Source organism: Telluria sp. ZT3P26 (assembly GCF_059686035.1).
In genome coordinates, this window is record NZ_JCASII010000017.1 from 1 (window position 1) to 7740 (window position 7740).

The window sequence follows — 7740 nt, forward strand, 5'->3', positions numbered from 1 at the left end:
CCGTGAAACGACTTTGCGCCGATGATAGTGCTGCAACCAGTGTGAAAGTAGGTTATCGTCAGGCTAGTTATATAGAAAAGCCCCACTCAGTGATCTGAGTGGGGCTTTTCGCTTTGGGCGAGCACTTTCTTGCGTGTGATTAGTCATGTCCTGTCGAGGCAGGTTCAATGAGTGCAGGCACGGCAAATCATGGTGAAAAAACGTCGATCGCCACGCTGGTTGCTACAGCTGGGCAACAGCGGTGTGACGCCCTGATCTGCCCGATGAGGACAATCACCTGGTCACGGCCGGCTGCGGATGAAGTGCGTTGAGAGCCTTCAATCGCTGTGTTCCGATAGCATGGCGGTTTGGCGAACCAACTCTTCTGTTGCGGCGCTTGTGCTGCGCTCTTACCCTGAACCGCTGTTTGCCTGATGAGCCATCAGAAAAAAACCGGGATATTTTCCCGGTTTTTTGTGAAAGGCGATGACGCGTGACTGGCATGCTGCCACCGTGTGTGCGCCGGAAATCCTCAGGTATCGGCCAGCTCGTCAACCGCGCCATCGGTCTCGGCTCCGCCTTCGCGCCACTCCAGTATGTCACCGGGCTGGCATGCCAGACGCTCGCAAATTTTCTCCAGTGTCGAAAACCGGATGCCACGCACTTTCCCTGACTTGAGCAGCGAAAGATTCTGTTCAGTGATGCCAATGTAGCTAGCCAATTCCTTTGACCTGAGCTTGCGCTTGGCCAGCATGACATCGAGGTTGATGATAATTGCCATCAGATGAACCCCTCGTTCTCTTCGCTGAGGCGACGCCCCTCATGCATCACGCCCGCGATCAGATAGAACAGGCTGCAGACCAGAATCAGCAGCAATTCATTGGACGTCACATCCATCGATACAGGGTAAGTTTTCCCCGTTCCCAAGGCGTTGAATGCGAGTGCGCGTAAAGGCTTTTCAAGCGTGAACAACATGATCGCGAGAAAGATAGCGCCGGCAGATGCCCGCAAGTGCGCAATGGTGCGCGCTGCAAAGATCTGGCCTTGCTGGAACTGTATCAGGGTTTTACCAAGCCGTACGACCCCGTAGGTAAGGGCAACCAACCCTGGAAGCCCGATCAGAATCCCGGCCACTTTTTGTGACAGTGACAGGCCGCTTACCGACCCTGCACCTACGCCGTCAGGATTTAACTGCATGTGAATCGGTCCCAGCACAAGCGGCATTGGGATGAGCCAGGAGAGCAAGAAAAATACAACCTCGACCGCCAGAAACAGCGTCAGCAGTACGCGAATGATATTGCACAGCCGTACCAGGGGAACAAGGCCGGTGTGCGTAGTAGCAGGTTGCGTCATAAATGAAATATGTAGATAAAAATTATTGTTTTACGATATTTTGTTATTGTAGCATGGGTGTTGCGCAATATCCCTTCCAAGCTGGGGGCTCGATCTGGTCAGTCAATATTTTCAAGGATTTCATTCTCCATCGAAATAAATCATTGTAAAACAATGATAAATAAACGATTTACAGCAATAAAATTTTCACCTACACTTCCTTTCATCAGCTCTGAAGTGAGTCGCCAGGTACGGCAGAAAACGGCCCGACGGCGGATCGGCCAAGGCAGATAGCGCGAGGTCCAGCGCGGCATGTGATCAATCCTGCGTCAATTGACATGGAAAGCGTGCAGGCATTTGGCAGTTCGTTACATCCACCTAACCATATTGAGGGAGTAGCAACATGAACACATTTGACACCGCTGTTGAGGAATTCTCGATCGAAGCTCTGGAAGTTCGATTCGAAATGGAAGCTGTCGCCGAGCCGGGTGACCCTGACTGGAAGAGCACCTGCACCCTCGAGAACTGATGTAGCTTGCCTGGCATCAGACAGAAGTTTTCCGATGCCAGGCAGCGTGCTCTCCGGGACACGCCAGCGCCTGTAGGTCAACAACGTAGTTACGCATGGATGATCCATGACTCACGCAGCGACATCGCCAATTCCGGTTCTGAAACCAGGCATCACCATCACACCTTACGAACAGGCTGCGGGCGAGACAGCGCCTCGCTTTTTGCTTGCCCTTGGCGCCAGCTACTTCCTGGTATCGCTCAACACCCGTGCGCTGGTCATGGCATTGCTGCACAATCCGCCCACGCTGGTTCAGCTGGAAGAAGAATTCAAAGCCGCCAGCGGAACGCACTTGCCGGCTGCGCACTTGCTGAAACTGGCACAGCAACATTTACCATCGGTGTTGTTGCGCGATACGCCGATGCCGCCACGTGAATTACCGTTCATTCTCAGCCTCACCCTGCTCGGCCCGCAGCTTGCAGCGCGCGTAACGGCGCATCTGACCTGGCTGTTCAAGCCATACTTGGCGGCAATCCTGATCGCCACGTTTATTCTGCTGCACATTGTGTCACTCCCGGCTGCCATGCATCTTGCCCATGCCGACTGGACTGCCAAGGAAAGCATTGCATTGGCGGTGCTCTTCCTCCTGAGCGGTCTGATCCACGAATTGGGTCATACCACTGCCTGCCGCTATTTCGCATGTCCGCATGGCGGTATCGGTGTAGGCCTTTACTATATCTTTCCTGCCTGGTACGCCGATGTGACCAACGCCTGGCAGCTGCCACGCCGCCAGCGCGCCGTGGTCGATCTGGGCGGCGTGTATTTTCAATCGATCATGCTCATAGCGATCGATGCGTACGCACTCGCCAGCGGCAATCCGCTGGCCCTTAAACTGGTGTGGCTGATCACGTTTGCGATGTTATTCACGCTCAATCCAGTGTTCAAGTTCGATGGCTATTGGTTGTTGTCGGATCTGAGCGGACTGCACAATCTTCACAAAAAGGTACGCGACGCGACGGCCGCCCTGGTCGCGACCGCAATGGGCCGGCGCAGCGTGTCCGCCCCGGGTGTGCGCAGCAGTATCCTGACTGCGTACTCAGTGTTGAGCCTGTGTTACTTCGTCTATTTCGGCCTGTTCCTGGCGCGCGAACTCGTTGCACTCAGTACGACAATGGTGCCAGCAGTCTCCGCCCGTTGGCAGTTGCTGGCAGCAATCGATCTGACGCAAGGGTGGGAGGTCACGCTCGCTGCAGGGCGGCTTGTCGCTGCGCTGGCGTGGCCGCTCATGATCGCGCTTGCCACTGTGTTTTTCCTGAATCGACTACGTCGTGCGGTGGTTGGAATCATTGCCAGCATCCGCGATGCGCGCATGCTGCCCCCGCTTAGCAAGCTCGCCTGAAAGGATTGCCATGCTTTCGCAGATCAATATCGTGAAACGCCTGATCACGCTGCGCGGTCCAGGTGACCGTGCGGACCCTGTCTCCACGCGCGAGCGCGAACAAACGATGCAGCACATGGCAGCGGGCATCGCGTATTACCTGGCCGATAGCGACGAGAACGCCAACGTGCGTGCCCAGGCATTATGCCGGCGTCCACTACATCGGCATGGGTTGGTACCGCACAACGAGCTCGCGAGGGTGCCTCTGGCGCAAGCACGCCAGAGTTTGCTTGAGGCGCTTGAACGGGGAGCCTGTCTGCTGGCATTGCCATTCAGTCTGGCCGGCCTTGGCATTCTGGAAGCACTTGCCGTTGACAGTCGCTTACCGCTGATCCTGATCGACAGTCCGGCCGTGAGCGCTCGCCGTGTGCAGTTCCACGCCAGTGTGAACCGGTTGCCGCGTTGCCAGACCAGGGACGCGATCAAGCATGTCAAGGATGGCGCAGGGCAGGGCGAGGCAGTCATCTATGTCACCTTTCCCGAGTTGCATGCCTTGACACCAGGCACCACGGCGCAGGCCAGCTTCCTGGGCAAGGCATGTCGCTTCAGCATCCTTGATCCCTTGCTGTGCATGGTCGGGGTGAACACCCTGCTTACGATCGGATACAGCGCTGCCGTGCCTGGCGCCCGGGCCGCACTAGTTAATTGCGACACGGTTGCAGTCCGTTCCACCGAGAGCGCGCAGGCGATGTCGGTTTTGCTGCGCTGGCTTCTCGGCCATCTGGAAACAGCGGCGTCGAGTGCGCCCGATGGGACATTGTCGTGGCCCTACCTGTATCGGGCGAGCATGCATTGCTACCAGATCCAGCGCGACAACCGGATCAAGCAACTGGACGCTTATTTCCAGGCATGGCGACGCTCGTCCACAGGGATGCCGGATAGCACGTACCAAGCCGCAATGGCGCAACTGGCGGCGCTGCGTCGCTCACCATCCATCCATCCACAATGACTTTGCGGAGCGTTTAACATGAGCTATGGCCTGGAACTGGCAGTACGGGGAAAAATCGCTGCGACGCGCGCGCGATTGTTCATGCTCTCGAATGCAGCGCCACGGCAGCGGCAGACCCTTGACCGTGTGATTGGTGCCGCGTTCCCCGGTATGCCGGCAGCCGAGGCAGCAGCACTGTACGCTCGCCACCGGCTATCGATGCGCAAGTTTACCCTCATCAAACAACACATGGCGGCACTGTCCGTCGACAAGCTGAACGACTTCCTTGACCGCCACGTCGAGGTTGAGGGACGCGAGCATCTCGACGCCGTTATGACAAGCGCGGCCCCAGTCATTTTCGTGACGCCTCATTACGGCAATTTTCCGGCCGGTTGCCTGAAGCTGATCAAGGAAATCGGGCATCGCAAGACGGTCAATGCGTTCTACAATCCGCCGTCGACCAATCGCAGCTCGGAAGGCTTCGAGGACCTGTTCAAGCGCCTGGGGTACGGGTTCAACGCACTGTTCAACGATGAAACAGCCGTGCTGAAAGCCTTGCGCGTACTCAAGCGCGGCGAAGCATTGACGATGATGCCAGACGTCTTCGATATCACGGGCCATGTCCTCTACGTACCATTCTTTGGCCGCCTGGTCCCTGCCATGGCCGGCACGGCACTGTTTGCTTTGAAGGGGCGTGCAACGGTGATCGTCGGGTATAACTGCCCCGGTCCCGGATTGGCCTCTACCTTGAAGCTGGGGGCGCCGCTCGAGTACGTCCGCACAGGCGACCTGGAGACCGACGTCGCGGGGCTGACGGCAGCGATTTTCCGCGAACTGGAAGCGCAGATCCGGGCGGCGCCCGAGCACTGGATTTACCTGCCGAAACTGGAGAGTCTGCTGGCTGACCGGCTGCCGGCGGACGCGACCGGGCACGATGACTGGCTCGCCAAACTTGAAACATCCACGCGCCAGTTCTCATCGGTCTTGCCCGAATGGCCCACGATGATGAACGAGCTAAAGGCCATATCAATCGATGGATGCGTGCGCCCCAGCGGTGCGATCGGGGCAGTCTCATGATCAAGGTGTGCTGCGGTATGCTGCTGTTGCTGTTGTCCGGCACTTCGATGGGCGCCGACCGGAAATGGATCACCTATGACCGGCTGCTCGAGATTACCCGCCTCGACAAGTTCTACGCGGCGCCACTGGCCGAACGCGACAAGGTACGTATCCTGGGTACTGTCAAACCGAACAACCCCGCGCTTGCCCAGGCGGGCATCGTTTTCACCGTGGTGAATGGCAGCGAGCAGCGACGCATCCGGGTTGCAGCCGATGGCAGTTTCGATCCTTCCATCGATCCTGCCTGGGCCCGGGACAACCTGCAGGTGCTGACCAGTCTTCCGGAAGGCGAGAAGGCTGGTTTTTCGTTTGCGATCAGCCCGGTGATTCCGTCCGGAACACAGTTCGACTATGCGGCCCTGATGGCCAGCGTCAGGCAAAGCAATGCTTTGATCAAGTCGCGAGCAGGCATGCTACGTTTCATGATGCCGACATTCGTGGGCATCGGACTGCACTACCCACGCGGCCAGCCAGCGAGCGCGACCATACGATCCCGCCTGGGCGAAAACATTGTCAATGCCGACGCACAAGGCGTTCTGCTCTTGCCGACCGACGCCGCGTTGCTCAATGCCAAGGCGCAGGTGGTACTGTCGCACCTGCCGCAATCAGCCGACTTCATGACGGATTGAGCAATGCAGATTGCGCTTTCACGAACCCCCAGTGCCCATGCCCGGCGCATGGCGAGCGTCATTTTCCGTATCGTGCTCGCGCTGGCATGCGTGGTGTTGCCGTTGCTGTTACTCGTGCCTCTAGTGGGCAGGGTGACTGCCGATCCGGCGTGGCAGCCGCTTGTCGCTGCGGTCAAACTGGCCCTGATCCTCGGCGTCTACGCACTCTATGTGAACCGGATTGAAAAGCGCCCGGCTTACGAATTGGCGCTGCAGCGCGCCGCGCGTGAGTGGTGTGGCGGCATCGTGCTAGGGGCTGGATTATTCGGGCTGGTCATTGCTTTGCTGAGCACATTCGACGCTTTCCGGATTACCGGCAGTGGCACCTGGCTGCCGGTCGCCGGCATGCTGCCCGGCTTGCTTATCGGTGCTCTGTTCGAGGAGATCATGTTCAGGGCGATCATCTTCCGTATTCTGGAAGAATCCATCGGAAGCTGGCTGGCGCTGGGGATCTCGGCAGCCATCTTCGGCCTGATGCATTTCATGAATCCCGGTGCCGGCGTGACTGGCACGCTGGCCGTTGGCATAGAGGCTGGCATCTTGCTGGGCGCGGCCTATATGTTAACCCGCCGATTGTGGCTATGCACGGCGATCCATTTTGCCTGGAACTTTACCCAAGGTGCCATTTTCTCGACGGCCGTCTCCGGCCATGGCCACGCGGGTCTGTTCCAGTCGACATTGACCGGGCCCGCATGGCTGACCGGCGGCAAGTTCGGCCCTGAAGCCTCAGTCGCTGCCGTTATCCTGTGCCTCGCCGCCGGTAGTGCCATGCTGGTGATCTGCGCCAGGTCCGGAGCCATCGTGCAGCCATTCTGGCGCCATATGCCGCAAGCCTGAGCGGCAAAGCCACAGGCACAGGCCCGGCAGATCATGGCCGTGGCCAGGATCGTCGGGTTGCCGCAATCTACGCCGCATGTCAATCAGGCAGCAGCGTGCTGGCCAGCGACGCGCATTTCAAGCCGGTTCCAGAAGCGATCGTGGATCGGTAGCAGAACCACATTGCACACCGGTTCCAGAATGGCCGCAATGCCGCCGGAGGCGAGCGAACCCGTGGCGCAATAGATCACGGTGAACGCCACAATCATGTGCAAGGCTGTCTGGCTGAGCTTTTCAGCCGCGATTCGCACATAGCGTTCGCGCGCCGAGCGTGCCCGTGCACGGATTGCCTCCCAGGCTTTCTCGTGGAAGGGGAGGAGCAATACATTAATGACAGGCTCAATGATGATTGCCAAACCACTGAACATTACTGAACCGGTGAGCGCGTAGGCAATGGCGAAAGCGATGGCCATGTGAGTGATGACCTGACTGGTTTTCTTGGCAGCGACGACCATGTTGGCTCCTGGGATTGCATGTGTTGGTACGGTAGAGTCAAATGATAGTCATTCTCGATTGGTGCACAAAGCCATATATATCTACTGTAACTATAGGAAATGGCTATCAATGTAACTTAACTGATAGCCAGTGGTATTTCACAAGCCTCTTGCGGAACATGTCACAGGTTTGTTATAGTCTCGTTCTGCCCGACGCAGACGCCGCTTTAAAGCAGCGACAGCGAAGGAAAGAAGGGGTTGACGAAATTTGAGAAACACTTCATAATCTCGCCTCTCTGCTGCTAACGAACACAACGCTTCGTGGCAAACGGCAGAAGCAGCAACGAATAAAGTTCTTTAAAAATTAACAGTCGATAAGTGTGGGCGTTTGATGAAGGTGCCAAGAACTTCGGTTCTTGATTACTTAAATTATCAAATGTTCACAAAAAAGAAATACGTTG

10 protein-coding genes are annotated in these 7740 nt (G+C 57.3%); 6 read left to right on the plus strand and 4 right to left on the minus strand.

Annotated elements, in window-relative coordinates; translation table 11 throughout:
- Nucleotides 1–511 precede the first annotated feature (511 nt).
- From AC56LN_RS23240 to AC56LN_RS23250, 3 genes are all read right to left on the minus strand, one after another.
- Complete coding sequence (locus AC56LN_RS23240; protein WP_499574926.1) at nucleotides 512–760, minus strand: helix-turn-helix domain-containing protein; 249 nt, start codon at nucleotides 758–760, stop codon at nucleotides 512–514.
- A complete protein-coding gene (locus AC56LN_RS23245; protein WP_499574927.1) occupies nucleotides 760–1332 on the minus strand; it encodes a DUF2975 domain-containing protein in 573 nt (190 codons plus the stop codon). Before AC56LN_RS23245 ends, AC56LN_RS23240 begins: the two co-directional genes overlap by 1 nt.
- 140 nt (nucleotides 1333–1472) lie before the next feature.
- Nucleotides 1473–1625: a hypothetical protein gene (locus AC56LN_RS23250; RefSeq protein WP_499574928.1), complete on the minus strand. Its 153-nt coding sequence runs from the start codon at nucleotides 1623–1625 to the stop codon at nucleotides 1473–1475.
- Nucleotides 1626–1714: 89 nt separating this feature from the next.
- Here AC56LN_RS23250 and AC56LN_RS23255 point away from each other — a divergent pair, with 89 nt between their 5' ends.
- From AC56LN_RS23255 to AC56LN_RS23280, 6 genes are all read left to right on the plus strand, one after another.
- A complete protein-coding gene (locus tag AC56LN_RS23255; protein WP_499574929.1) occupies nucleotides 1715–1840 on the plus strand; it encodes a hypothetical protein in 126 nt (41 codons plus the stop codon).
- Nucleotides 1841–1946: 106 nt separating this feature from the next.
- On the plus strand, nucleotides 1947–3218 hold the full coding sequence (locus AC56LN_RS23260) for a hypothetical protein (RefSeq protein ID WP_499574930.1): 1272 nt from the start codon (nucleotides 1947–1949) through the stop codon (nucleotides 3216–3218).
- Between the two features lie 10 nt (nucleotides 3219–3228).
- Entirely contained in the window at nucleotides 3229–4206 is a 978-nt protein-coding gene (locus AC56LN_RS23265; RefSeq protein WP_499574931.1) for a hypothetical protein, read from the plus strand.
- A gap of 18 nt (nucleotides 4207–4224) precedes the next feature.
- Complete coding sequence (locus AC56LN_RS23270; protein ID WP_499574932.1) at nucleotides 4225–5262, plus strand: lysophospholipid acyltransferase family protein; 1038 nt, start codon at nucleotides 4225–4227, stop codon at nucleotides 5260–5262.
- Nucleotides 5263–5279: 17 nt separating this feature from the next.
- Nucleotides 5280–5930, plus strand: coding sequence for a DUF2987 domain-containing protein (locus AC56LN_RS23275; protein ID WP_499574933.1), 651 nt, complete (start codon nucleotides 5280–5282; stop codon nucleotides 5928–5930).
- A 3-nt stretch (nucleotides 5931–5933) separates the two neighbouring features.
- Entirely contained in the window at nucleotides 5934–6806 is an 873-nt protein-coding gene (locus AC56LN_RS23280; RefSeq protein WP_499574934.1) for a CPBP family intramembrane glutamic endopeptidase, read from the plus strand.
- 83 nt (nucleotides 6807–6889) lie between these two features.
- On the opposite strand, the gene AC56LN_RS23285 is transcribed toward AC56LN_RS23280, so the two are convergent.
- Complete coding sequence (locus AC56LN_RS23285; RefSeq protein WP_499574935.1) at nucleotides 6890–7300, minus strand: DUF2061 domain-containing protein; 411 nt, start codon at nucleotides 7298–7300, stop codon at nucleotides 6890–6892.
- Between the last annotated feature and the right edge of the window lie 440 nt (nucleotides 7301–7740).